The organism is Streptomyces sp. NPDC107575, from assembly GCF_055657265.1.
Window position 1 is genome coordinate 161,955 of the sequence record NZ_JBVKBG010000001.1, and the last position, 23,508, is coordinate 185,462.

Genomic DNA, 23,508 nt, shown 5'->3' on the forward strand with positions numbered 1-23,508 from the left:
TCAACCCTTTGGGGCGGATGAGGTGTTGCGAGCGGCTACCCCTGCGCCGTCGGCCGCACCACGATGTCGCCCACGTCGACGTTGTCCGGCTGCTCGGCCGCGAAGGCGATGGCGCGCGCGATCGACTCCGGCGGGATGCCGATGTCGCCCATGGACGAGGTGAGCCGTTCCCGTACCTCGGGCGCGATGTGGTTCTTGAACTCCGTGCGCGTGACACCCGGCGAGACGACCGTGACCCGCAGGCTGTCACCTGCCTCCTGGCGCAGGCCCTCCGAGAGGGTGCGCACCGCGTTCTTGGTGGCGGCGTACACCGCCTGGGTCGGGACGATCCGCAGCCCGGCCGTCGAGACGACGTTGACGAAGTGGCCCGAGCCCTGCTCCCGGAAGACCGGCAGCGCGGCCGCGATCCCGTAGAGCACGCCCTTGAAGTTGACGTCGATCATGTTCTCCCAGTCGTCGACGCGCAGGTCGTCCAGCGGGGAGATCGGCCCGATGCCCGCGTTGCTGACGAGGGCGTCGAGCCTGCCGAAGCTGCTGCGGGCCAACTCGACGAGGGAGGTGAGGTCCTGGCGGACCGTCACATCGGTGCGGATCCATGCGGCTTGGCCGCCGGACTTCTCGATGCGGCCTGCCAGGTCCTCCAGTCGCTCGGTGCGGCGCGCGCCGAGGGCGATCTTGGCGCCGCGTTCCGCGAGCAGCAGGGCCGTGGCCTCGCCGATGCCGCTGCCGGCGCCTGTGATCGCGACGACTTTGCCTTCGATTCCCGACATGGTGGTCCTTCCCAGGGGGTGGGTGTGTGGGGGTAGGCGGGGGCCGTGCCCCGGGCAAAAGTGGGGGACCCCCCACTTGGGCTGATGGTGCGACCGTAAGTGGGGTATCCTCCACTTGGCAAGTGGGTACGAAGGGGACCGGCGATGGACCGAGGCACGGAGCGGCCGCTCAGGGCGGATGCGCGGCGCAACAGGGAGAAGATTCTGGGCGCCGCGGTGCGGATGTTCACCGAGGACGGCCTCGATGTGCCGTTCGAGAACATCGCCAAGGTCGCGGGCGTCGGCAGCGCGACCCTGTACCGCAACTTCCCGACCCGCGAGGCGCTGATCGAGGCGGCCTACCGCAACGAGGTGGCTCAGCTCTGCGAGGCCGCCACCGAACTGCTCGCCGTGCACCCGCCGTTCGAAGCGCTGCGCGCGTGGACCCGCCGTTTCATGGACTACGCGAGCGCCAAGTACGGCATGGCCGACGCCCTGCGGGCCATGGCCGCCGAGGGCGGCAATCCGTACGGGCACAGCCGCGACATGATCGAGGCGTCCATCGCCGAGCTGATGGACGCCTGTACGCGTGCCGGGGCGATCCGCTCCGACATCCCCACCAGTGACATCTTCGCCGCACTCGCCGGTGTCGCCCTCACCTCGGCGAGGCCCGACCAGCGGGCTCAGGCCGAGAGGCTCCTCGACCTCACCCTGGACGGGCTGCGGCGCACGGCCTGACGTTCAGGCGCGCAGACCCGGATGGGCGCGGGGCCTGCTGGGCGGGGGCAACTCCGCCGAATCCACGAAGAGTTCGGGCCGGGCGGCCTGGATCGTGCCGATGTCGTCGAAGACGCCTTGGAGGTGGCCGCGCAGCGCCTCCTCGGCGCGGGCCGCGTCGCGCTCCTCCAGGGCGTCGACCACCGACCGGTGCTCGTCGATGAGGTGCTCGACGCGGCGCGGCAGCGGCAGGCTGAGGCGGCGGGCCCGGTCGAGGTGGGCCTTGGCCGTCGTGACCGTGCGCCACAGCGTGCGGTGGCCGCTGGCCTCCATCAGACGGCGGTGGAACGCCTCGTCCAGCTCGAAGAACAGATCGTCGTCCGCCGCCTCGAACGCGGCGCGCTGCGCGTCGAGGTTCGCGCGCAGTGCCGCGATGTCCTCGCCGTCGGCCCGCTTCACCGCCTCGCGCAGCGCGGCCAGTTCGAGCGCCTCGCGCATGAACTGGGCCTCCAGGACGGCGTCGACACTGATCCGTGAGACGAACGTGCCGAGCTTCGGGAAGATGTCGACCAGCGACTCCTCGCCGAGCAGGATCAGCGCCTCGCGCACCGGGGTGCGGCTGACGTCGAGCTCCGCGGCGAGTTCGTTCTCCGACAGCGGGGCGCCCGGCGGCAGTTCGAGAGACGTGATGCGGGCGCGGATCATCGCGTGCACCCGCACCCGGTTGGACTCCCGTGGGGTCACGGCCTCAGCCGTGCGCCGTGCCGTCTTCCTGTTTCGTCGCTGCTCGTCCCGCATGCCGTCACCTTCTCACCTCAGATGCGGAAATTCTTCCATACAAGTTCTTACATACAAGCCTTGTATGTAAGCGGTGGCGCGGGTAGAAAGTGTCAGGCCCGCTCCCGACCGGAGGTCAACGATGACCAGCCATCCCGTCACCGGCCCCCAGGTGACGACGCCGTCCGGCACGACCCCGCCGCCCCGTCCCCGCGGCCGCGGCAAGAACGTCCGCTGGGGCATCGTCGTGCTCTGCTTCGGCGGTCTCGCGGTCAACTACCTCGACCGCTCCACGCTCAGCGTCGCGCTGCCCGCCATGTCCAAGGACCTGCACATCGGGCCCGAGACCCAGGGCTTCGTCCTCAGCGCGTTCTTCCTGACGTACGCGATCTGCCAGCTGCCCGCCGGCGCGCTCCTCGACAAGTACGGCGTGAAGCGGGTCTTCGCGCTCGGGGCGATCTGGTGGTCCCTGGCCACCATCGGCATGGGCCTGGTGCGCGGCGTCGGCTCCCTCGTCGGGGCGCGGATGCTGCTCGGCGCGGGCGAGGCCGGCGGCTATCCGGCGGCCGCCAAGGCCGTCTCCCGCTGGTTCCCGCGGCACGAGCGCACGCTCGCCAACAGCGTGTGGGACAACGGCGCCCGCGTCGGCACCGCCATCGCCCTGCCGCTCGTCACGGCACTGGTCTCCGCCTTCCACTGGCGGGTCGCCTTCGTCGTCTGCGGACTGCTCGGCTTCCTGTGGATCGTCGCCTGGTGGCGGCTCTACCACGAGCCCGCCGACCATCCGCGGCTCAGCGCGGAGGAGCGCGAGTACATCGAGGCCGGCGGCGCCCGCGTCGAGGAGGCACCTGCCGCGCAGGACGACGCGCCCAAGGTGCGCTGGCGAGACCTGTTCCGGTACCGGACGGTCTGGGGCATGATGCTCGGCTTCTTCTGCCTCAACTACGTCATCTACTTCTTCATCACCTGGTTCCCCAGCTACCTCGTCGACGAGCGCGGCTTCGACCTCCTCTCGCTCGGCTTCTTCGGCACCGTCCCCGGCCTCGTCGCCATCGTGGGCTCGCTGCTCGGCGGCTGGACGGCCGACCGGCTGCTGCGCAAGGGCTGGTCCACCACCAAGGTCCGCAAGACGTGCCTGATCTCCGGCACCCTGTGCTCCTCGGTCATCGCGCTCGCCGTCGTCGTGCCGACCGCGTCCGGCGCGCTCGCGCTGCTGTCCCTGAGCTACGCCTCGCTGACCTTCTCCACCGCGTCCGTGGCCTCGCTGCCCGCCGATGTGGCGCCCACCGCGGGGCACGTCGCCTCCCTCGCCGGCATCCAGAACTTCGCGTCGAACGTCGCCGGTGTCCTCGGCCCGATCGTCACCGGGTTCCTGCTGGCGGCTTCCGGCGGCTCGTACCTGGTGCCGCTGCTCGTGTCCGGCGCGCTGTCGATCGTCGGCGCCCTGACCTACGCGTTTGTCATCAAGCGCGTCGAGCCGCTGCCGGTCCGCTAGTTCGACACCCCCATGAAAGGAGCGTCCCCGTGGCCACCACCACGCACCGCGCCGCCGTGCTGCACGGACCCAAGGACCTGCGCACGGAGGACCGTCCGGTGCCCGAGCCGGGCGACGGAGAGGTGCTCGTCGCCGTCCGCGCCGTCGGCCTGTGCGGCTCCGACCTGCACTACTTCGAGCACGGTGAGAACGGGCCCAACGTGCTGCGGCAGCCGACCGTCCTCGGCCACGAACCCGCCGGGTACGTCATCGGCCGAGGCGCGGGCGACCTGCCCGACGGCACGCCCGTCGCCGTCGAGCCGGCCCACCCCTGCGGGCGCTGCGCCCTGTGCCGGGCCGGACGCTACAACCTGTGCCCGAAGGGCACCTGCTTCGGCTCGCCGCCCACCAACGGCGCGCTGACCGAACACATCGCCGTACCAAGGGACTTCGTGCATCCGCTGCCCGAGGGCATGGACGTGAAGCTGGGCGCGCTCGTCGAACCCCTCGCGGTCGCCGTGCACGCCGTGCGCCGCGCCGGCGTCGCGCCCGGCGAGCGGGTCCTGGTCACCGGGGCGGGTCCCATCGGTGTGCTCGTCGCCCAGGTCGCCGCGGCCTGCGGGGCACTCGTGACCGTGTCCGATGTCGCCCCCGCGCGACGGGAGTTCGCGGCCCGGCTCGGCGCCGAGACCGTCGACGCGAGCGCGCTCACCCCCGACCCGGACCGCGCGCACGCGCTCGCCGACCCCGACGGCCACGACACCGTCCTCGACTGCTCCGGCGTCGGCCCCGCCCTGGTCTCCGGGATCCGCGCGCTGCGCCCCGGCGGCACAGCCGTCGTCGTCGGCAACCCGAACCGCCCGGAGACGGAGCTGCCGCTGGCCTGGATGCAGCGCCAGGAGATGTCCCTCCTTACTTCCTTCCGGTACGCCGCCGGGGACTTCGCGGCCGCCGCACGGCTCGCCGGGTCCGGGCGGGTACGACTCGAAGGGCTGGTCACCGCAGAGTTCCCGCTGGAGCAGGCGGCCGAGGCGCTGCACACCGCGCTCACCGACCGCACCCAGATGAAGGTGCTCGTCACGCCCGGCGGGGAGGACGTGTGAGCGCGAGGCACCGTGCGCTGCCGCGCATGACACGGGCCGCGCTTCCGGTCGCGGGACTCAAACTGCCGCCGTCGACACCCGAGTCCGGCATCGTCCACCTCGGCCTCGGCAACTTCCACCGCGCCCACCAGGCCGTGTACACCGCCGACGCGCTGCGGCACACCGACGGGCCGTGGGGGATCACCGGCGTCTCCACCACGCCCGGCGCCCGGCCCCGGCCGGTGATCGAGGGCATGGCGGCCCAGGACGGCCTCTACACCGTGCTCACCCTGCACCGGGGCGGTGCCGTCGCCGCGAGCGTTCCCGGAGTGCATCACCCGGGCCTGGTCGCCGACGGGCAGGGCGCGGACGTGGTCGCCGCCATCGGTGCGGCCACCACCCGCATCGTCTCCCTCACGGTCACGGAGAAGGGTTACACGTTCCGCGCCGACGGCCGCCTGGACCTCGACGACCCGCTGATCCGGGCCGACCTCGCGGGCGGCACCCCGCGCACCGCCCTCGGCCTGATCGCGCGTGGGCTGCAACAGCGGCTCCGGACGGGCGCCCCGCCCGTGACCGTCCTCAGCTGCGACAACCTCATGGGGAACGGCCACCGACCCCGTTCCCTGCTGGGGGAGTTCGCCGCCGAGCTGCCGGTCGGTGAGCGCGAGGACCTCCAGGCGTACGTCGACGCCTCGGTCTCGACGCCGAACAGCATGGTCGACCGGATCGCCCCCGCCACCACCGACGCACACCGGGACCTGGCCGCCCGCGCGTTCGGCGTCCGCGACACTGTGCCGGTGCCCGCCGAGCCGTACAAACTGTGGGTGATGCAGGACGACTTCCGCGCCGGGCGGCCCGCGTGGGAGCAGTCGGGCGCGGTGTTCGCGAAGGACGTGGCACCGTACGAGCTGATGAAGCTGCGCCTGCTCAACGGCGCCCATTCGCTGCTCGCCTACCTCGGACTGCTGCGCGGCCATCGCTCCATCGATCAGGCCGTGACCGACGAACTCCTCGGTGGGGCAGTGGAGTTCGCGATGCGCGAGGAGATTCTGCCGACCGTCCCCGAACCCGACGGCATGCCGGGGGACGCCTACATCGGTGAACTCCTCGACCGCTTCGCCAATCCGGCCCTCGGCCACCGCACCGCTCAGGTCGGCTCCGACGGCTCCCTGAAGATTCCCGTGCGTTGGGCGGGGGCGATCACCGAGGCCCTGGCTTCCGGACGTGTGCCGCGCGTCCTCGCGCTCGGCTTCGCCGCGTACGTACGCGTGATCACGGCCGACGGCGCGTACGACGAGCGGAGTCTCGGCACCGTCCACGACGGCGCCCGTGCCCGACTCGTCGAACTGGTCTCCCGCGCGACCGGCCCCGACGCCAAGGCCCGTCTCCTGCTCACCGAAGGCGGTCTGCTGCCCCAAGAGGCCGCCCAGCACGAGGAGTTCGCGGACACCGTCGCCGAGTTCGCGCGGACCCTCGACGCACACGGAGTCGAGGCCGCCCTGCGGTCCGCCGCCCGCGACTGACACACCATCCAACGACGCCCCCACGAGAGAACGGCACCGCATGCCCGCCACCATTACGTCCGCCGAGGTCTTCGTCACCTGCCCCGGCCGCAACTACGTCACCCTGAAGATCACCACGTCCGACGGTGTCACCGGCATCGGCGACGCCACCCTCAACGGCCGCGAGCTGTCCGTCGCCTCCTACCTGCGCGACCACGTCTGCCCCACGCTCATCGGCCAGGACCCGGCCCGCATCGAGCACCTGTGGCAGTACCTGTACAAGGGTGCCTACTGGCGGCGCGGGCCGGTCACCATGACCGCCATCGCCGCCGTCGACGTCGCCCTGTGGGACATCAAGGGCAAGGTCGCGAACCTGCCCGTCTACCAGCTTCTCGGCGGCGCCGCCCGCGACGGCGTCACCGTCTACGGCCACGCCAGCGGCAACACGATCCCCGAACTCCTCGACGACGTACGCCGGTTCAGGGACAAGGGCTTCCGCGCGGTCCGCGCCCAGGCGGCGGTGCCCGGCCTGGAGCGCGTGTACGGCATGCGCAAGGGTGACGGCGACACCTACGAGCCGGCCGACGGCAGCCTGCCGACCGAGGAGGTCTGGGACACCGGCGCCTACCTGGACTTCGTGCCGGAGTACATGGCAGCCGTCCGCGAGGAGTTCGGCTACGGCTTCCACCTGCTGCACGACGTCCACCACCGGCTCAGCCCGATCGAGGCGGGCCGGCTCGGCAAGTCCCTGGAGCCGTACCGCCTGTTCTGGATCGAGGACCCGACCCCGGCCGAGGACCAGGAGGCGTTCCGGCTCATCCGGCAGCACACCACGACACCGCTCGCGGTCGGCGAGATCTTCAACTCGATCTGGGACTGCCAGCACCTGATCACGAACCGGCTGATCGACTACATCCGCGCGTCCGTCTCCCACGCGGGCGGCATCACGCACCTGCGCAGGATCTTCTCGCTCGCGGAGCTGTACGGGGTGCGCTCCGGTTCGCACGGCGCGGGCGACCTCTCCCCGGCCTCGTTCGCCGCCGCGCTCCACCTCGACCTGTCGATCCCGAACTTCGGCATGCAGGAGTACATGGCCCACCTCCCCGGATACGAGGAGGTGTTCCACACGTCATGGACCTTCGAGGACGGTCTGATGCACCCCGGCGACCGCCCCGGCATCGGCGTCGAGTTCGACGAGAAGGCCGCGGAGCGGTTCCCGTACGAGCGGAAGTACCTGCCGGTGAACCGGCTGAAGGACGGGGGCGTGCACGACTGGTGAGTCAGCCGAGACAGTCCTCGGGCGCCGTCCCGGCCGCCGTCAACGGCAGCCCCAGCAGGGCGCGTTCGGTGAGCCAGCGGGTCGGGCGGTACCGGGGGTCGCCGGTGCTCGCGTGCAGGGAGCGCTGCAGCTCCAGCACGCGGGCGGCGCCCACACGGTCGCCCCAGGCCAGCGGACCCACGGGGTAGCCGAGGCCGAGCGTCACCGCTAGGTCGATGTCCGCCGGGGCGGCCAGCGAGCGCTCGGCGATGGACGCGGCGACCGACACCACGGAGGCGAGCAGGCGCTGGGCCACCGAGCCGGCGGTGTCACGGACGAGCGTCACCGTGTGTTCGCCGCGGGCCAGTACGGCGCGTGCGTCGCGGGCGGCGGTCGGGTCGGCCGCCGGGGTCACCGACAGCACCCGCCGGCCGCTCGCCACGGACAGCGTGTCCACGCCGAACGTGCGCGCGGCCGGGAGTCCGCGGGCGGCGACCGCCTCGGCCACGGTGGTGCCCCAGACCGGAACCAGGACGAGGGCGCCGGCCGAGGGCTCGTCGCCGGTCTCCACGGTGGCGCCCGTCGTGGTCAGGGTCTCGCGCAGCTCCGTGTCGTCGCCCGCCACGAACACCGGGCGGTCCGCGTTCCCCGTCACCGGCGCCTCCGTGGCGGTGTCGGGGGCATCGGGACCGTACGCGTACCAGCCCTGTCCGGTCTTGCGGCCGAGCAGGCCCGCCGTCACCCGGTTCGGTGTGAGGTAGGACGGGCGCAGCCGGGGTTCGTGGCGGAAGCCCTGCCAGATCGAGTCGATGACCGCCGCCGTGACATCGAGCCCGGTGAGGTCCATCAGCTCGAACGGGCCCATCCGCAGCCCCAGTACGTCGCGCGCGACGCGGTCGATGTCCATCGGCCGCGCCACCGACTCCTCCAGGAGCGCGAGCGCCTCGGTCACCAGGCCGCGCCCGGCGTGGTTGACCAGAAAGCCGGGGGTGTCGGCGACGGTCACCGCGCGGTGCCCGCAGCCCTCGACCAGCGCCGTGAGTGCGGGCCCGATCTCGGGGCGGGTCGCGGCGCCCGGCACCACCTCCACGATCCGCATAAGCGGCACGGGGTTGAAGAAGTGCAGGCCCGCCAGGCGCGTCGGATCGTCGAGGGTCGCCGCGATCCGTGTCACCGACAGGGAGGAGGTGTTGGTGGCGAAGACGGTGGAGGCGGGCAGCACCTGGGCCAGCTTGCCGAACACCTCCGCCTTGGTGTCCAGGTCCTCCCGTACGGCCTCGATCACAAGGTCCACGTCGGGTCCCGGCGCCCACGGATCGTCCAGCGGGACAAGCCGTGCCACGGCCGCAGCGCCGTCGTCGGCGCCCATGCGGCCCTTGGCCACCGCGCGGTCCAGCATCGACCGGACGAAATCGACGGCATCGCGCACCGCCTCCGCCCGGACGTCGCCCAGCTCGACGGTGTGTCCGGCGCTCGCCGCCCACTGGGCGATGCCGCGGCCCATGGCTCCGGCGCCGACGATCCTGATACGCATGGCAGGTGGGACCCTTCGCAGTAGGGGTGTACAGGGGTGTGTACGGGAGTGGGTCAGCGGAGGTAGACGCGGCCGGGGTCGACGTCCTCGCGCAGGAGCCGCAGCTCCGCCGCGCTCGGCGGCTCCACCGTCTCGACGTGGTCGGCCACTTGCAGGTCCCAGCCCGTCGCCTCCTTGACCTGCTCGACCGTGACACCGGGGTGGACCGCGGTGAGCCGCAGCTCCTCGCCGACGCCCTCGCGGGCCAGGATGCCCAGCTCGGTGATGACACGGGTGACACCGACGCCGAGCGGCCGGATGCCCTCCGCGAGCGCGCGGTCCGGTCCCGGCGTGGTGCAGAAGTCGAGGGTCTCGGTGAAGGAGCGCGGGTTGTGCCGGCGCATCACGACGAAGACCTCACGGGAGTTGGCCATCACCTCGATGCCGCCGCCGGAACCGGGCAGCCGCACCGTCGGGCTCTCCCAGTCGCCGATGACCGAGGTGTTGAGGTTGCCCCAGCGGTCGATCTGCGCGGCGCCGAGGAAGCCGACGTCGATGTGTCCGCCCTGCAGCACGCAGCCGAACAGGGCCGGCATCGAGAGCACCGCCTCAGCGCCCGAGATCAGCACGGCGTCCGCGATGGTCTCCGGCAGGTGCGAGGGGTGCGCGCCGCACACCCCGGACTCGTAGACGACCTCGATCTGCGGGGCGACCGTGAGGTGGGCCAGTTCGGTGGCGAGGGTGGGCAGGCCGATGCCGGCGAACACCGTGCGGCGGGCGGCCAGTTCGCGGGAGGCGACGACGGAGAGCAGCTCGGAGGAGGTGACCGTGTCGGGTGCGGTGGCAGTCATGGTGTTCCGTTCCTTCTCGTGTGTCGCGCTCACAGTCGCCGTCCGTAGTTCACCGGTTCGCTGAGCAGCTCGCCGACCGCGAGGCCCGCCCAGAACTCCTCGCCCTGCTTGGCGACGTACTCGGCGTGGTCGGCCGTCCCGTACACCCACTCGGCGAGCCACTCCTGGAGCCGCTCGGGATCCTTGCTGATGTGCGACCAGGCGCGGTAGAAGGCGTTGTCCCGGTCGTAATAGCCCTGCGCGAACGACGGGTGCGCGCCGCGCGGGCACACCACGACGGCGTCCACGGCGTGGGCCGGGACGAGCGTGCGGTTGGGGTCCGAGCGGACCACGTCGTCCTCGACGAGCTCCTCGACCACGACGATCGCCTTGTCCGCCGCGTACACCGCCTCGGCCTGGATGCCGGTGAGGCCCCAGATCTGGGTGTTGCCACGGCGGTCGGCGCGCTGCGCGTGGATGATCGTGACGTCCGGGTTCACGGGCGGGACCACGTAGATCTGCTCGGGTTCGCCGTCCGGGCCCGGGTAGGGCGAGGTCACCTTCCGCAGCGCGTTGTTGATGCCGGGCAGGTCGCTGCCGCCGTAGGAGCGCAGCGGGAAGAACGGCAGGCGCTGGGATCCTGCCAGGTAGCGGCAGATCATCCCGTAGTGGCTGTACTCCTCGAAGGCGAGCGGCGACGGGTCCGCGCGCTCGATCCGGCGGCGCAGCTCACCGAGCGAACCCGCGGAGGAGTTGCCGACGAAGGAGGAGACCAGGCGCGAGACGCAGCCGGCGGCGAGCATCTGGTCGACGACGATGTCCGCCGTCATCCGCACGACCGTGAGGTCCCTGCGGCCCTGCCGGATGATCTCGTGTCCCGCGGCGGTGGGGACGAGGTGGGTGAAGCCCTCGATGCTGACGGTGGCGCCGTCGTGCACGAAGGTGGCGACGGCCTCCTTCATCGACATGACCTTGGGTGACACGGTGCTCCTCCGTGAGTGCGTAGTGGTCGCCCTACCGTCTCAGCGCCTATTGATTGCCGTCCAATACCAAATTAAGGTCGGATCAAGACTCCTGATTTATGAATCTCCTGATTGACGAAGGGGGCGGGCTCGTGGAGCTGCGTCATCTCACCGCGTTCACCGCCGTCGCCGAGGAGCTGCACTTCGGCCGGGCCGCCAAGCGGCTGCAGATGGCGCAGCCGCCGCTGAGCCAGCAGATCCGGCAGCTGGAGAAGGAGCTCGGCGTCCAGCTCTTCGAGCGCAACACCCGCTCCGTGCGCCTCACGAGCGCGGGGGAGTCCTTCCTCGAACCCGTACGGACCGTGCTCGACGACCTGGACACGGCGGTGCGGGCGGCGAAGGCGGCGGGGCGCGGCGAGTTCGGCCGGGTCACCATCGGGTTCGCGGGCGCATCGAGCCACGAGACGCTGCCCCGGCTCACCCGTGCGGTGCGGGCCGCGCACCCGGACATCGAGCTGGTCATGAAGGGCCAGACGTACGCCAACGTCGCGCTCGACCGGGTCGCGGACGGCTCGCTCGACCTCGGCTTCGTGCGGCTCCCGGTGACCCAGCCGGGCGTCGCCCACCGGGTCATCGACGAGGAGGAGCTGCTGTGCGCGCTGCCCTCCGACCACCACCTCGCCGCGCTCGACGAGATCCCCATCGGCATCCTCGCCGACGAGCCCTTCGTCTCCTTCCCCGCGAACGCCGGGTCCACGGTCCGCGACGCCATGGTCGAGACCTGCGAGGCCGCCGGGTTCAACCCGCGCGTGGTGCAGGAGGCCCCCGATTCGTACACGATCCTGGCGCTCGTCGCGGCGGGCGTCGGTGTCACGCTCACGGTGTCCTCGGTGCGGCACATCCAGCAGACCGGGCTCGTCTACCGGCCCCTCGCGGGACCGCCCATCCGGCGCCAGGCGGCCCTTGCCTGGCGGGCCGACAACCCCTCCGCAGCCCTGCGTGCGGTGCTCGCGGTCTGCGAGGAGGCGCTGCCGACCCCGTGAGGCCGCCGCGTACGGGGTGATTGAGACGCCGTCCGTCTTGATGGATCGAAAACTTGGTATTGGACCGACTCAGCGGTCGGGTGCGATGGTCGGCTCACCTCCCTGAGCCGCCCGAAAGGTGTTCCGCCGTGCCCGAACAGGCCGATGTCGTCATCTGCGAACCTCTGCGCACCCCCATCGGACGCTTCGGCGGGGCCTTCGCCGGACAGACCCCCGCCGCGCTGGCCGCGCGTGTCGTCTCCGAGCTGGTCGCCCGCACCGGCATCGACCCGGACCGGGTCGACGAGGTGATCCTCGGGCACGCCTACCCGTCCTCCGACGCCCCGGCCATCGGCCGCGTCGCCGCCCTGGACGCCGGCCTTCCCGACTCCGTCACCGGCGCGCAGATCGACCGGCGCTGCGGCTCCGGACTCCAGGCCGTCCTCGACGCCGCCATGCAGATCAGGGCCGGGTTCAGTGAGGTCGTCATCGCCGGCGGCGTCGACGTGATGAGCGCCGCCCCGTACTACACGCACGACGGCCGCTGGGGCATCAAGGGCCCGGGGCTCCAGCTCCACGACTCGCTCGCGCGCGGCCGGGTCACCGCGGGCGGGGTGAACCACCCCGTGCCCGGTGGCATGATCGAGACCGCCGAGAACCTGCGCCGCGCGTACGGCATCAGCCGCGCCGACCAGGACGCCCTCGCCCTGCGCTCGCAGCAGCGCGCCGCCCGCGCGATGCGGGAGGGCCGCTTCGACGCGGAGACCGTGCCCGTCACCGTACGGGGCCGCAAGGGTGACACCGTCGTCAGCGCCGACGAGCACCCGCGCCCGGACACCACCGCCGAGCAACTCGCCAAGCTGCGGCCCATCATGGCCAAGGCCGACCCGGACGCGACCGTCACCGCGGGCAACGCCAGCGGGCAGAACGACGCGGCCGCCGCCTGCCTCGTCACCAGCGCCGCCACTGCCGAACGCCTCGGCCTCACCCCGCTGGTCCGCCTCGTCTCCTTCGCCCGTGCCGGGGTGCCCGCGAAGACGATGGGCATCGGGCCCGTCCCCGCCACCCGCGCCGCCCTGGAGCGCGCCGGGCTCACCCTCGCCGACCTCGACCTGATCGAGCTCAACGAGGCGTTCGCCGCACAAGTCCTCGCCTGCACCCGTGAGTTGGGCCTGGGCGAGAAGGATCACGAGCAGCGCGTCAACGTCAACGGCTCCGGCGTCTCCCTCGGTCACCCCGTCGGCGCCACCGGTGCCCGCATCCTCGCCACGCTCGCCCGCGAGATGCAGCGCAGCCAGGCGCGCTACGGCCTGGAGACCATGTGCATCGGCGGCGGCCAGGGCCTCGCCGCGGTCTTCGAGCGCATCGCCGCGTAACGACTCCCCACGTTCCGCCCGCAGTTCCCCGTCCCCATCCGCTTGATCAACGACGTTCACGGAGCGACCCCATGAGTGCGTCCACCGCCACCTCACGTGCGGAGACCAGAACCGCCAACAGAGCAGGATTCGGTGCCTTCGTCGGCTCCACCATCGAGTGGTTCGACTTCTACATCTACGGCACCGCGGCGGCGCTCGCCTTCGACAAAGTGTTCTTCCCCGAACTGGAAGGCGCCATCGGCACGTTGGTCGCCTTCGCCACCTTCTGGGTCGGCTTCCTCGCCCGGCCCATCGGCGGCATCGTCTTCGGCCACTTCGGCGACCGCCTCGGCCGCAAGAAGACCCTTGTCATCACGCTCCTGATGATGGGCATCTCCACCACCGCGATCGGCCTGCTGCCGAGCTACGCCTCGATCGGTGTCGCCGCGCCGATCCTGCTGGTCTGCATCCGCATGATCCAGGGCATCGGCCTCGGCGGCGAGTGGGGCGGCTCCGTCCTCATCGCCTCCGAGAGTGCACCGAAGGGCAAGTCGGTGCTGTACGGGGCGTTCGCCCAGCAGGGCTCGCCCGTCGGCAACACGCTCGCCACGCTGAGCTTCCTCGCGATCAGCCAGCTGCCCGACGACGCCTTCGTGTCCTGGGGCTGGCGGATCCCGTTCCTCGCCTCCGCCGTCCTCGTCCTGGTGGGACTCCTGGTCCGGCTCAAGGTCTCCGAGTCCCCGGCCATGGCCAAGCTCATCGAGAAGAAGGAAGTCGCCAAGCTGCCGATCACCGAGGTGCTGCGCAGTCACCCCGGTCTGATCGCCCTCGGCATCGGCGCCTGCACCATCGGCCTGTCCGCGACGTACTTCAAGTCGACGTTCGCCCTGTCCTGGGCCACCACGTCGCTCGACTTCGACCGCAGCTCGTTCCTGACGATCATCCTGGTCGCCAACATCACGCAGGTCCTCGTCCAGCCCTTCGGCGCCGTGCTCGCCACGAAGATGAAGAGTTGGTCGCGCGCGGTCACCGTCATGCTGGTGCCCGAACTGGTGCTGCTGCCAGTGATGTTCGTGCTCATCAGCACGAACAACTACGGCCTCGCGATGCTCGGCGTCGCCGTCGCCACCATCCCGCACTGCCTGTACTACGCGGCCCTCGCCGGCATGCTCGCCAGCCGCTTCCCCGCCCACCTGCGCTACACCGGCATCTCCCTCTGCTACCAGCTGTGCGGCACGCTGCTCGGCGGCACGACCCCGATCATCGGCCAGTTCCTGCTGAACCGGACCGGGTCCATCACCGCGGTCATCGCCTACGCCCTGTTCCAGGTCGCGCTCACGCTGGGCTGCATGCTCCTCCTGCTCAAGCGCCCCAACCACGACGAACTGGCCGATGACCCGGCCCCGGCGCCGCGCGCGGTCGCGACCGCAACCCCGAACGGAGCCTGACCATGCCCCTGACCGTCCACGGCATCCCGGAAATCCTCGGCCTCGCGGGGCGCGACCTCGGGCGCTCCGACTGGAAGGAGATCACCCAGGAGCTCATCGACGCGTACGCGTACGTCTCCGGGGACCACCAGTGGATCCACACCGACGTCGAGCGCGCCGCCTCCGGCCCGTACGGACGCACCATCGCGCACGGCTACATGGTGCTCAGCTGGGGCATCCCGATGTTCGGCGAGCTGCTCAAGGTCGAGGGCGTCGGCCGGGCGCTCAACTACGGTGTCAACCGGGTCCGTTACCCGGCGCCCGTGCCCGTCGGCAGCCGCGTACGGCTGCACGCCTCCGTCGCCGACGTGACGGAGGTGGCACGGGGCGGGGTGCAGATGACGCGGGCGTTCACCTTCGAACTGGAGGGCTCCGAGAAGCCGGCGTGCGTGGCGGAGTCCCTCACGCACTTCTACCCGTAGGCCGGTCGGTGTCTCAGGGCCGGTCCAGCGGGGCTGGCCGCTTCACGGACGACAGCACCGTGAGGGCGCCGGACTCCGGGGACGCGAGGGACATCCGCTCCAGGACGTCCAGGACGTGGAAGGCGAACTCGCCGGACGCGCGGTGCGGGCCACCGTCGAGGTGCCGGGCCAGGTCGAGGACGCCGAGCCCGCGGAACGGGCCGGTGGCGGGCGCCTTCGCCTCGGTCACCGCGGGGAGTTCGCTCCACTCGGTGTCACCGCGGCGCTTGATGCGCACCGGGCGGTCGAAGGTGTTGGGGTCCGGCAGGGAGAGCGTGCCGCCGGTGCCGTAGATCTCCAGGTGCGGCAGCTCGGTGTCCCACACGTCGAAGGAGTACATCACCGTCGCCAGCACCCCCGAGTCGAAGCGGAGGATGGACGTGGCGTGCGTGGGCACCTCCACCGGCACCGACTCGACGGTCCGCTCGGGAGCCGTCACCGCCAGCTCCTTCTCGGCCATCGCGTTCGCGCCCATGACGTCCCGCACCGGGCCCAACAGGTTGACCAGAGCGGCCACATGGTACGGGCCCCAGTCGAGGACGGGCCCGCCGCCCGCCTGGAAGAAGAAGCCGGGGCTCGGGTGCCACGCCTGCACCCGGCTGGAGCGGACGAAGCTGGTCGCGGCGAACGGCGCCCCGATCAGGCCGTCGTCGATCGCGGCGCGTGCCGTCTGCCCGGCCGTGCCGAGGAAGGTGTCGGGCGCCCCGCCCAGCGTGCGGCCGGTCTCGGTCGCGGTGACGAGGTTGGCGCGCGCGAGGTCGGTGGTCGCGGCCAGCGGCTTCTCGGTGTAGACGTGCTTCCCGGCGCGCAGGGCGGCCTCGTTGAGGGGCGCGTGCACGGCGGGCGGGGTAATGTTGACGACGATCTCCACGTCGTCGTCGGCAAGGAGTTCCGCCGTGGTGCCTGCGGCGGGGATGCCGAACTCGGCGGCGGCCGTGCGGGCCCGCTCCAGGTCCACGTCGGCGACGCGGGTGACGGTCAGCTCGGGGAGTGTGGCGATGCCGGCGGCGTAGGCCCGGAAGATCGAACCGGTGCCGAGTATGCCGACGTTGACGCTACGGCTCATAAGGTGTGACGTCCCTTCGGGCGGGGTGGGTTCGGGGGACGAGGCCTCCGCCGCGAAGCGCACGATCTTGCGTCAATCAAACACCGGGGGTGGCTGATGTCAAGGGTGGGTGCGTCAACTCGTGGTGCCTGCGCCGCACTTCGCTCTCCGCCCGAGCCTGCGCTCCATGAGGTCCACCACGCCGTCCGGTGACAGCACGTGTTCCACCGCGAGGACCGTGCCGCCGACCCGTCCCGCCCGGTCGGCGAGGGCGCTCGGTTCGAGGACGAGTCTGCGGGTGGCCAGGGGGAGTGCCTGGCGGTAGACCACCGAGCGCACCCCGGCGAGCAGTTCGTCGCCCGCGCCTGCGAGGGCTCCGCCGAGGACCACGCGCGCCGGGTTGTAGACGTGCAGCAGGAGGGCCACCACCTCGCCGATCCGCTCCGCGCCCGCCCGGACGACGCGCAGTGCCTCGGGGTCGCCGTGGGCCACGAGGCGGGCCAGGTCGCCGGTGCCGCTCAGCTCCTCGCTGCGGTCGTCCCGGGCCGTGTTGAGGTGCCGGATCATCACCGCGGCCGACGCGACCGCCTCCACGCAGCCGCTCTTCCCGCACCGGCACATCACCTTCGAGGCGCCACCGGAGGTGACCGGCAGATGTCCGATGTCGCCCGCCGCGCCGTCCGCCCCGCGGTGCAGTTCGCCGTCCGCCGAGACCAGGCCGCCGCCGATGCCGGTCGACACCTTCACGAACAGCAGCGGCAGTTGGCCCTCGGGCAGGCTGCGGGCCTCGCCCAGTGCCATCAGGTTCACGTCGTTGTCGACCAGCACCGCGCAGCCGAAGCGCTCCGCGAGGGCGTCGCCCACGGGGTAGCCGTCCCAGCCCGGCATGATCGGCGGCCGGACGGGCGCCCCGGCGGCGTGATCGACGGGACCCGGAAGGCCGACCGCCACCGCGCACAGCGGAACACTTCCGTCGGCCGCGGAGGCGAGCAGCTCGCGCAGGGCCGCCTCCACCTCGCCGAGCACCGCCTCGGGGCCCTGCGCCAGATCGACGGCTATTTGTCCTGTGGCCAGCGGGTTCTGCGAGAGGTCGGCGATGGCGAGCCGGGCGTCGCGCGCCCCGATGTCCGCCGCGGCCACGAGCCCCGCCCGCGGGTTGAGCGTCAGGAGCTGGGGCGGGCGCCCCCGTCCTGCGCGGGCGGCGCCGCCGCCCTCGGCCACCACGCCGGCCTCGATCAGCGCGTCCAGGTGCCGAGTGACGGTCGAGCGGGCGAGACCCGCGCGTTCCACCAGGTCGGCGCGGTGCACGGCGGTGCCGGACGCGATGAGGCGGGCCAGCGTGGAGTACAGCAGCCCGCCGCCGTCCCGGAACCGCAGGGTGGGCACGGAGAGGCGGGCGCGCGAGAAGGCATCGGGGGACATGGCTGCACACCGTACGCGTCGCTCGCCAATTTTGACTCTCAAGATGCAGTAACTTTCGCTTGTCAGGGCCAAATTGGATGTCCTACGTTCGTGAGCGGGACGAGTTACCTCCGCCGACGGTGTGTACGGCGTCATGTGTCGACGTCGAAAGGAGGGCGACCGCGATGGCCCCGCCCGCACCACCCACACCTCGTTCCGCGATCGTCGGCGCGGGCATGATCGCCGAGGTGCACCGCCGCTCCATCCGCACTGCCGGGGGCCGCCTGACCGGTGTGCTCGCCTCCACCCCGGAGCGGTCCGTGCAGGTCGCCGCCGACTGGTCGGCGCCCGGCCAACCCGTCGCCGCCTACGACGACTTCGACGACCTCCTCGCCGACGGGGACGTCGACGTCGTCCACATCTGCACCCCCAACCGCACCCACGCCGCGTACGCCGAACGCGCCCTCGCGGCGGGCAAGCACGTGGTCTGCGAGAAGCCCCTGGCGACCTCGGCGGCCGACGCCGAACGCCTGGTGCGGGCCGCCGAGCGGGCCGGAACCGTCGCCGCCGTGCCGTTCGTGTACCGCTACCACCCCCTCGTACGGGAACTGCGCGACCGGGCCCGGTCCGGGGAGTTCGGCAATTGGCATCTGCTGCACGGCAGTTACTTGCAGGACTGGATGCTCGACCCGGACGCCTCCGGCTGGCGCGTGGACCCGGGCGCCGGGGGAGACTCCCGGGCCTTCGCCGACATCGGCTCGCACTGGTGCGACCTCGTCGAGTGGGTCACCGGCGAACGCTTCACGGAACTGACCGCGCACCGCACGGTCACCGTCCCCGAACGTCCCGGCGCGGGCGCCAAGTCCTTCTCCGACGCGTCAGGTTCGGGGGAGCGGGCCACCGTCACCACCGAGGACGCCGCCGCGCTGCTCCTGCGCACCGAGAACGGGACGCTCGCCTCGACCGTGGTGTCCCAGGTCTCCGCGGGCCGCAAGAACCGCCTCTGGTTCGAACTCGACGGCTCGGACGGGAGCGCCGTCTTCGACCAGGAGAACCCCGACACCCTCTGGCTCGGCGGCGAGGACACCTCCCGGATCCTGCACCGCGGCGCGGGACACACCTCTCCCGGGCAGCGACGCCTCAATGTCGTCCCGCCCGGCCACCCGCAGGGCTACGTCGACTGCTTCGCCGCGTTCGTCTCCGACGTGTACGCGGCCGTCACCACCGGCGAGGCCCCCGAAGGCCTCCCGCTCTTCGCCGACGGGCTGCGCTCCGCCCGACTCGTCGACGCCTTCCTGACATCGTCCGCCAACGGCACCTGGACAAAGGTGAACTGACCATGAGTGACCCCCTGAGCGAACCGAACACGAGCCGGATCAGGCTCGGCATGCTCACCGCCTGCCTGCCCTCCTGGGACCTCGACAAGATCGCCGAGTACGCGGCGGGCCGCGGCTACCAGGCCCTCGAAGTCGCCGTCTGGCCCGGCACGGGCGGCCGCGACTTCGAGGCCGCCCACCTGCCCGTCGCCACCTTCACCGGCGAGGACGAGGAACGCACCCGCGCCCTCCTCGACCGGCATGGCCTGGAGATCTCCGCGCTCGCCTACTACGAGAACCACCTCCACCCCGACCCCGCGCAGCGCGCCGCCTACGGCACCCACCTCAGGCACGCCATCGACACGGCGCAGCGCCTGGACATCCCGTACGTGGGCACGTTCATCGGCCGCGACTGGACGAAGCCGGTCGCCGAGAACCTCGCCGAAGCCGAGCGCATCTTCCCGGAGCTGGTGGAATACGCGGGCGAGCGCGGCGTCAAGCTCATCATCGAGAACTGCGTGATGGAGGGCTGGCACCCGGACGGCTACCCCGGCAACCTCGCCTACTCCCCGGAGCTGTGGGAGTGGATGTTCGACCTGGGCCTGTACCTCAACTGGGACCCCTCGCACCTCACGTGGATCGGCATCGACCCGGTCGAGACCATCGCGCCGTACGCGGACCGGATCGTGCACGCCCAGGCCAAGGACGTCGAACTGCGCCCGCACGACCGGCAGCGCTACGGCCACTTCGGGCCCGCCCGCGACCGCTCGAAGAACGCCTGGGACATGGGCTGGTGGCGCTACCGCGTCCCGGGGCGCGGACAGGTCGACTGGGGCACGGTCGTCGACCGGCTCTACGAGCACGGCTTCACCGGCACCCTCTCCGTCGAGCACGAGGACCCCGTGTGGGGCGGCACGCCGGAAAGGATCGTCCAGGGCCTCGACATCGCCCACAGCACGCTCCGCCCGCTGATCGTCGACTGACCGGAGGAGACAACACACCATGGCCACCACCCCTCAGCCCACCGGCAGGCTCGCCGTCCAGCTGTTCAGCCTCCGTGAGGACCTGGACCAGGACCGCGCCGGCACCCTCGCCCGCCTCGCCGACCTCGGCTACCGGCACGTCGAGCCCTTCGGCCTCGGCGACTGGCGCACCTCCGCGGAGGACCGCCTGGCCAAGGCGCGTGCCCTCCGCGCGGACCTGGACGCGGCGGGCCTCTCCGTCTGCTCCGTGCACGCCTCGATCGCCGCCGACGGCCTCGCCACCCTCGCCGAGGAGTGCCGCATCCTCGGCACCGACACGGTCTTCATCCCGATCCCCGGCCTGGTGGAGGGCTTCGACCACGAGGTGTTCGGTGACCTGGACACCCTGACCCGGTTCGCCGCCCGTGTGGACGAGGCCGCCACCGAACTGGCCGGACACGGCATCCGCCTCGGCTACCACAACCACGAACTGGAGTGGACGACACTGCCCGACGGCCGCAGCGGCTACGACGTGTTCTGGCAGCTGACCGGCGCGCAGGTCCTCGCCGAACTCGACGTCTACTGGGCCACCGTCGCGGGCCAGGACCCGGCGGCGGTGCTGCGCGCCCTCGACGGCCGCGTGGTGGCCGCCCACCTCAAGGACGGCAAGGCGGTCCGCCAGGAGCCCCAGACCCCGATCGGCACGGGCGACGTCGACGTCCCCGCCGCACTCGAGGCGGCCGGCCCCGCCCTCGCCTGGCACATCGCCGAAATCGACACGACGGACCTGGACCGCTTCGACCTCCTGAAGCGCAACAAGGACGCACTGCTGAGGCTGGGCCGCACGACGGTCTGACGCCCATTGGACCGCCTTCCCGACCGGTGCCGGTACGTTGGCCCGATGGACGAGGCATGGAGCGAGTTCCGTGAGCGGCTGCGGGGGGAGGTGGCGGGTATGCGCGAGAGGGACACCCTGGTGGTCACCGAGCCCGACCCGGAGCCGGCGGTGGTGTCCGACGCCCCGGGGAGGCGCTGGTGGCAGCGGCGACCCAAACCGCGGCAGGAGACCGGGCGTTACGTGCAGTTCATCAGGTGGGACGACGGAATCGGCGCCGAATGCGTCTCGTCGGCGTACCGGAAGATGACCGAGGAGGAGAAGCAGCGGATTCTGGCCCTCGGCTGGTCCGATCCGGACACCCACACACCGCGCAGCGGGCGCTCGGAGAATCACGAGATGTGGTTCGGCCTCGACGAGGTCGACCGACTGGCCCAGGTCGCCACCGACTCGCTGCGTGTACTGGGTGAGGAGCCGCCCGACGCGCGGTGGACCTGGCGCAAGGACCCGCCGGCGTGAGTGGCCGTATCTGACGGAGTGCTACGGGGTGCGGGCCGGCACCGTGTCCCCGGCCGCCCCGCCCCCGGTGTCGCCCTGTGCGCCGGACACGGCCTCGCCGAGCACCGCCAGCAGGCGCTCCTGGCTCACCACTCCGGTCAGTACCTCGTCCTCGACGACTGCGACGGGCTCGGTGGTCCGTCGTGCGCACGGCGCGAACAGGTCGGCGAGCGGGGTGTCGGGGGTGACACGGGCGGGGGCCTTCGCGAGGAGCTCGGTGTCGGTGAGGTCCGTGCGGCCCGTGCGCTCTCGCAGGGCGTCGGGGGACTCCATGACGGCGCCGGCGGTCAGCACCCGCGAACGGTCCACGTCCTGGATGAAGTTGGCGACGTACTCGTCCGCCGGGCGCACCAGGATGTCCTCCGGCGTGCCGTTCTGCACGATGCGGCCGTCGCGCATGACGGCTATTCGGTCGCCCAGGCGCATGGCCTCGTTCAGGTCGTGCGTGATGAAGACGATGGTCTTCTTGAGCTGCTTCTGCAGCACGAGCAGCTGGTCCTGCATGTCCCGCCGGATCAGCGGGTCGAGGGCGCTGAACGACTCGTCCATCAGCAGCAGTTCGGCGTCCGTGGCCAGCGCGCGGGCCAGGCCCACCCGCTGCTGCATACCGCCGGACAGCTCATCGGGGAAGGACTTCTCCCAGCCCTTGAGCCCGGTCAGTTCGAGGGCCTCCGCCGCCCGCCGCTCGCGCTCGGCGCGCGGCACACCCTGCACCGCGAGACCGTACGCCGCGTTCTCCAGCACGCTGCGGTGCGGGAACAGCGCGAAGTGCTGGAAGACCATGCTGATCTTGTGGGAGCGGACCGCCCGCAGCTCCTTGGCGGGCAGGGCGGTCAGGTCCTGGCCGTCGAACCTCACATGCCCGGAGGTGGGATCCGACAGACCGTTGAGCGTGCGCAGCAGCGTCGACTTCCCTGAGCCGGACAGGCCCATGACGACAAAGATCTTGCCGGACTCCACCGAGAAGGAGGCGTCGATCACGCCCGCGGTGGTGCCTTCGGACCGCAGCTCCTCGCGGTCCGTCCCGGTGCGCAGCCGCTCGACCGCTTCTTCCTGTCGCGTGCCGAACACCTTGTACAGGTGCTCGGCCTCAAGCCTCACCGACACATGAACCTCGATCTCTTCGACCCGGGAAAATCGCCGTACCGCGCAACGTCCGTCGGCCGTGGTGCCTGCCCCGACACACGCGGCGTAAACGGCCGGCCTCCTCCCGGCCATGTGCCGGTCGCTGTCACTACCCCGCGCCGCGCACCCCGAACGCCCGTGCCGCCTCGGCGAACGCCCGGTGCTGCGCGGTCTCGCCGACCGTGCGCCACACCAGCGCCCACTCGGTAGGGGGCGCGTCCCGGACGGGCAGGAACTCGACGCCGGGGTGGCGGTAATAGCGCAGGACGTGCGCGTTGAGGGGGCTGATCGCGGCGCGGCCGGCGACCTGGGTGAGGATCTCGTGGAAGGTGCGTACGCGGGGGCCGCGCGGGACCGCGCTCCCACTGGGCGTACGGGCGGGCGCCATGGCCTCGCCCCAGTCCCGCGGCACCTCGGGGCCGAGGTCGAAGACGGTGCGGCCCGCCAGATCCTCCATGGAGACGTCCGGGTGCCCGGACAGCTCGTGCCCCGTCCACACCGCGAGCACCCGGCCCTCCGTCAGCACCACGGGGCCCACGGTCACATCGGGCTCGACGACCGGCAGCCAGAGCACCAGCATGTCGACGTCGCCGCGGCGGAGCGGCCCGTACGGATCGCTGAAGTGAATCTCCTGGAGCCGCACGTCGCACTCCGGGTACAGCTTGCCGAAGTGCCCGATGTGGGAGCGCAGTTCGTGGCCGAGCGCGCCCATCACCCCGAGCGTGAGCGTGCCGGAGACCCCGCGGGCGGCCGCGGTGGCCTCCGCGATCGCGGCATTGATGGCGTCCTGCCCCTGGCGCAGGCCCTCGGTCAGACGCTGTCCGATCGGCGTGAGCCGCACCGACCTGCTGGTCCGCTCGAACAGGGCGGCGCCGATGCGCCGCTCCTGCGCGCTGATCGCCTGGCTGACCCTGGCCGCCGAGACGTGCAGCCGCTCGGCGGTGCGCCCGAAGTGCAGCTCGTCCGCGAGCGTCAGAATGATCTCGATCTCCCGCAGCTCCACCCCTGCGCCCCTCCCCATCGTTAACCCGAGGATTATCGCTCGTTGCCGAGACGGCCGTTGATGCCTCCGGC

22 protein-coding genes are annotated in these 23,508 nt (G+C 71.7%); 13 read left to right on the forward strand and 9 right to left on the reverse strand.

Going from position 1 to position 23,508, the window contains the following annotated elements; translation table 11 throughout:
* Positions 1–35: 35 nt before the first annotated feature.
* The gene (locus ACZ7L4_RS00790; protein ID WP_472098500.1) at positions 36–770 is read right to left on the reverse strand and encodes an SDR family oxidoreductase; all 735 of its coding nucleotides are present in this window, start codon (positions 768–770) and stop codon (positions 36–38) included.
* A gap of 144 nt (positions 771–914) precedes the next feature.
* Between ACZ7L4_RS00790 and ACZ7L4_RS00795 the strand changes: the two genes are divergently transcribed.
* Entirely contained in the window at positions 915–1,487 is a 573-nt protein-coding gene (locus ACZ7L4_RS00795; protein ID WP_472098502.1) for a TetR/AcrR family transcriptional regulator, read from the forward strand.
* Positions 1,488–1,490: 3 nt separating this feature from the next.
* Here ACZ7L4_RS00795 and ACZ7L4_RS00800 read toward each other — a convergent pair whose 3' ends face one another.
* Positions 1,491–2,210 (reverse strand): GntR family transcriptional regulator, encoded by a 720-nt coding sequence (locus ACZ7L4_RS00800; protein ID WP_472098504.1) that lies wholly within the window; start codon positions 2,208–2,210, stop codon positions 1,491–1,493.
* A 175-nt stretch (positions 2,211–2,385) separates the two neighbouring features.
* Between ACZ7L4_RS00800 and ACZ7L4_RS00805 the strand changes: the two genes are divergently transcribed.
* The 4 genes from ACZ7L4_RS00805 to manD are packed head-to-tail and all read left to right on the forward strand — an operon-like array spanning position 2,386 to position 7,583.
* Positions 2,386–3,738: an MFS transporter gene (locus ACZ7L4_RS00805; protein ID WP_472098506.1), complete on the forward strand. Its 1,353-nt coding sequence runs from the start codon at positions 2,386–2,388 to the stop codon at positions 3,736–3,738.
* A 29-nt stretch (positions 3,739–3,767) separates the two neighbouring features.
* The gene (locus ACZ7L4_RS00810) at positions 3,768–4,820 is read left to right on the forward strand and encodes an NAD(P)-dependent alcohol dehydrogenase (RefSeq protein ID WP_472098508.1); all 1,053 of its coding nucleotides are present in this window, start codon (positions 3,768–3,770) and stop codon (positions 4,818–4,820) included.
* A complete protein-coding gene (locus ACZ7L4_RS00815) occupies positions 4,817–6,325 on the forward strand; it encodes a mannitol dehydrogenase family protein (protein ID WP_472098510.1) in 1,509 nt (502 codons plus the stop codon). Before ACZ7L4_RS00810 ends, ACZ7L4_RS00815 begins: the two co-directional genes overlap by 4 nt.
* Before the next feature lie 40 nt (positions 6,326–6,365).
* Positions 6,366–7,583: a D-mannonate dehydratase ManD gene (manD, locus tag ACZ7L4_RS00820; protein WP_472098512.1), complete on the forward strand. Its 1,218-nt coding sequence runs from the start codon at positions 6,366–6,368 to the stop codon at positions 7,581–7,583.
* Position 7,584: 1 nt separating this feature from the next.
* On the opposite strand, the gene ACZ7L4_RS00825 is transcribed toward manD, so the two are convergent.
* The 3 genes from ACZ7L4_RS00825 to ACZ7L4_RS00835 are packed head-to-tail and all read right to left on the reverse strand — an operon-like array spanning position 7,585 to position 10,873.
* The gene (locus ACZ7L4_RS00825) at positions 7,585–9,096 is read right to left on the reverse strand and encodes a 3-hydroxyacyl-CoA dehydrogenase (protein WP_472098514.1); all 1,512 of its coding nucleotides are present in this window, start codon (positions 9,094–9,096) and stop codon (positions 7,585–7,587) included.
* 53 nt (positions 9,097–9,149) lie between these two features.
* On the reverse strand, positions 9,150–9,926 hold the full coding sequence (locus ACZ7L4_RS00830; protein WP_472098515.1) for a CoA-transferase subunit beta: 777 nt from the start codon (positions 9,924–9,926) through the stop codon (positions 9,150–9,152).
* A gap of 29 nt (positions 9,927–9,955) precedes the next feature.
* Positions 9,956–10,873 carry a CoA transferase subunit A gene (locus ACZ7L4_RS00835; protein WP_472100319.1) on the reverse strand — a complete coding sequence of 306 codons (918 nt, stop codon included), beginning with the start codon at positions 10,871–10,873 and terminating at the stop codon, positions 9,956–9,958.
* A gap of 146 nt (positions 10,874–11,019) precedes the next feature.
* Here ACZ7L4_RS00835 and ACZ7L4_RS00840 point away from each other — a divergent pair, with 146 nt between their 5' ends.
* The 4 genes from ACZ7L4_RS00840 (at position 11,020) to ACZ7L4_RS00855 (ending at position 15,153) form a co-directional block, all read left to right on the forward strand.
* A complete protein-coding gene (locus tag ACZ7L4_RS00840) occupies positions 11,020–11,910 on the forward strand; it encodes a LysR family transcriptional regulator (RefSeq protein ID WP_422405512.1) in 891 nt (296 codons plus the stop codon).
* A 128-nt stretch (positions 11,911–12,038) separates the two neighbouring features.
* On the forward strand, positions 12,039–13,265 hold the full coding sequence (locus ACZ7L4_RS00845) for an acetyl-CoA C-acetyltransferase (protein WP_472098517.1): 1,227 nt from the start codon (positions 12,039–12,041) through the stop codon (positions 13,263–13,265).
* A 71-nt stretch (positions 13,266–13,336) separates the two neighbouring features.
* Positions 13,337–14,692 carry an MFS transporter gene (locus tag ACZ7L4_RS00850; RefSeq protein ID WP_472098519.1) on the forward strand — a complete coding sequence of 452 codons (1,356 nt, stop codon included), beginning with the start codon at positions 13,337–13,339 and terminating at the stop codon, positions 14,690–14,692.
* Between the two features lie 2 nt (positions 14,693–14,694).
* Positions 14,695–15,153: a MaoC family dehydratase gene (locus ACZ7L4_RS00855; protein ID WP_472098520.1), complete on the forward strand. Its 459-nt coding sequence runs from the start codon at positions 14,695–14,697 to the stop codon at positions 15,151–15,153.
* Positions 15,154–15,166: 13 nt separating this feature from the next.
* Here ACZ7L4_RS00855 and ACZ7L4_RS00860 read toward each other — a convergent pair whose 3' ends face one another.
* Positions 15,167–16,258, reverse strand: a complete 1,092-nt coding sequence (locus ACZ7L4_RS00860) for a Gfo/Idh/MocA family protein (RefSeq protein WP_472098522.1) — start codon at positions 16,256–16,258, stop codon at positions 15,167–15,169.
* A 114-nt stretch (positions 16,259–16,372) separates the two neighbouring features.
* Entirely contained in the window at positions 16,373–17,659 is a 1,287-nt protein-coding gene (locus ACZ7L4_RS00865; protein WP_472098523.1) for an ROK family protein, read from the reverse strand.
* 164 nt (positions 17,660–17,823) lie between these two features.
* On the opposite strand from ACZ7L4_RS00865, the gene ACZ7L4_RS00870 reads away from it, so the two are divergent.
* The 4 genes from ACZ7L4_RS00870 to ACZ7L4_RS00885 are packed head-to-tail and all read left to right on the forward strand — an operon-like array spanning position 17,824 to position 21,270.
* Positions 17,824–18,975, forward strand: coding sequence for a Gfo/Idh/MocA family protein (locus ACZ7L4_RS00870; protein ID WP_472098524.1), 1,152 nt, complete (start codon positions 17,824–17,826; stop codon positions 18,973–18,975).
* Between the two features lie 2 nt (positions 18,976–18,977).
* Positions 18,978–19,937, forward strand: coding sequence for a sugar phosphate isomerase/epimerase family protein (locus ACZ7L4_RS00875; protein WP_472098525.1), 960 nt, complete (start codon positions 18,978–18,980; stop codon positions 19,935–19,937).
* 19 nt (positions 19,938–19,956) lie between these two features.
* Complete coding sequence (locus ACZ7L4_RS00880; protein WP_472098527.1) at positions 19,957–20,772, forward strand: sugar phosphate isomerase/epimerase family protein; 816 nt, start codon at positions 19,957–19,959, stop codon at positions 20,770–20,772.
* Positions 20,773–20,817: 45 nt separating this feature from the next.
* Positions 20,818–21,270: a TY-Chap domain-containing protein gene (locus ACZ7L4_RS00885; RefSeq protein ID WP_472098529.1), complete on the forward strand. Its 453-nt coding sequence runs from the start codon at positions 20,818–20,820 to the stop codon at positions 21,268–21,270.
* A gap of 21 nt (positions 21,271–21,291) precedes the next feature.
* Here ACZ7L4_RS00885 and ACZ7L4_RS00890 read toward each other — a convergent pair whose 3' ends face one another.
* Together ACZ7L4_RS00890 and ACZ7L4_RS00895 are read right to left on the reverse strand one after the other, a co-directional pair.
* Positions 21,292–22,416, reverse strand: coding sequence for a quaternary amine ABC transporter ATP-binding protein (locus tag ACZ7L4_RS00890; RefSeq protein WP_472098531.1), 1,125 nt, complete (start codon positions 22,414–22,416; stop codon positions 21,292–21,294).
* A gap of 127 nt (positions 22,417–22,543) precedes the next feature.
* On the reverse strand, positions 22,544–23,437 hold the full coding sequence (locus ACZ7L4_RS00895; protein ID WP_472098533.1) for a LysR family transcriptional regulator: 894 nt from the start codon (positions 23,435–23,437) through the stop codon (positions 22,544–22,546).
* Positions 23,438–23,508 lie beyond the last annotated feature (71 nt).

What these genes read in the sequence shown, in the direction of transcription:
- ACZ7L4_RS00860 (WP_472098522.1), bottom strand. Translation starts at nt 16,258, where the DNA reads ATGAGCCGTAGCGTCAACGTCGGCATACTCGGCACCGGTTCGATCTTC.
- ACZ7L4_RS00825 (WP_472098514.1), bottom strand. Translation starts at nt 9,096, where the DNA reads ATGCGTATCAGGATCGTCGGCGCCGGAGCCATGGGCCGCGGCATCGCC.
- ACZ7L4_RS00805 (WP_472098506.1), top strand. Translation starts at nt 2,386, where the DNA reads ATGACCAGCCATCCCGTCACCGGCCCCCAGGTGACGACGCCGTCCGGC.
- ACZ7L4_RS00865 (WP_472098523.1), bottom strand. Translation starts at nt 17,659, where the DNA reads ATGTCCCCCGATGCCTTCTCGCGCGCCCGCCTCTCCGTGCCCACCCTG.
- ACZ7L4_RS00795 (WP_472098502.1), top strand. Translation starts at nt 915, where the DNA reads ATGGACCGAGGCACGGAGCGGCCGCTCAGGGCGGATGCGCGGCGCAAC.
- ACZ7L4_RS00830 (WP_472098515.1), bottom strand. Translation starts at nt 9,926, where the DNA reads ATGACTGCCACCGCACCCGACACGGTCACCTCCTCCGAGCTGCTCTCC.
- ACZ7L4_RS00850 (WP_472098519.1), top strand. Translation starts at nt 13,337, where the DNA reads ATGAGTGCGTCCACCGCCACCTCACGTGCGGAGACCAGAACCGCCAAC.
- ACZ7L4_RS00880 (WP_472098527.1), top strand. Translation starts at nt 19,957, where the DNA reads ATGGCCACCACCCCTCAGCCCACCGGCAGGCTCGCCGTCCAGCTGTTC.
- ACZ7L4_RS00870 (WP_472098524.1), top strand. Translation starts at nt 17,824, where the DNA reads ATGGCCCCGCCCGCACCACCCACACCTCGTTCCGCGATCGTCGGCGCG.
- ACZ7L4_RS00835 (WP_472100319.1), bottom strand. Translation starts at nt 10,873, where the DNA reads ATGTCGATGAAGGAGGCCGTCGCCACCTTCGTGCACGACGGCGCCACC.
- ACZ7L4_RS00790 (WP_472098500.1), bottom strand. Translation starts at nt 770, where the DNA reads ATGTCGGGAATCGAAGGCAAAGTCGTCGCGATCACAGGCGCCGGCAGC.
- ACZ7L4_RS00885 (WP_472098529.1), top strand. Translation starts at nt 20,818, where the DNA reads ATGGACGAGGCATGGAGCGAGTTCCGTGAGCGGCTGCGGGGGGAGGTG.
- ACZ7L4_RS00855 (WP_472098520.1), top strand. Translation starts at nt 14,695, where the DNA reads ATGCCCCTGACCGTCCACGGCATCCCGGAAATCCTCGGCCTCGCGGGG.
- ACZ7L4_RS00875 (WP_472098525.1), top strand. Translation starts at nt 18,978, where the DNA reads ATGAGTGACCCCCTGAGCGAACCGAACACGAGCCGGATCAGGCTCGGC.
- manD (WP_472098512.1), top strand. Translation starts at nt 6,366, where the DNA reads ATGCCCGCCACCATTACGTCCGCCGAGGTCTTCGTCACCTGCCCCGGC.